1 pseudogene (running past one end of the window) is annotated in these 347 nt (G+C 64.6%); it reads left to right on the plus strand.

What is annotated here, in order from left to right:
• A pseudogene (locus EOC06_RS41895) lies at positions 1–347 on the plus strand (copper resistance D family protein) (its annotated part continues 357 nt past the right edge of the window); the annotation flags it as partial.

Genomic DNA, 347 nt, shown 5'->3' on the forward strand with positions numbered 1-347 from the left:
CTGAAGGGGCAATCGGCGGGGGCCACGCCCTTCCTGCGGCGGTTTTCTTGGGCGATCCTGCCCGTGGTGGCCGTGCTTGCCGCTGCCGGCATCGTGCTTGCCGTCATCCAGGTGCAGACACCCGCAGCTTTGGTCGAGACCGCCTATGGAAGGCTGCTGCTTATCAAGCTGGGGCTGCTGGTCTTTCTGTTCACGCTTGCTGCCGTCAATCGCTGGAAACTCACCGCATCGGCCGAGGCGGGATCGACGGAAGTTCAACGCAGGCTGGCCCGCTCGATCGGCGTCGAGACGTTGATCGTGTTGGCTATTTTCGGCGTTGCCGCGGGCTGGCGTTTCACACCGCCGCC

Origin of the sequence: Mesorhizobium sp. M7A.F.Ca.MR.362.00.0.0, from assembly GCF_004023175.1 — a bacterium.
Taxonomy (GTDB): Bacteria; Pseudomonadota; Alphaproteobacteria; order Rhizobiales; family Rhizobiaceae; genus Mesorhizobium.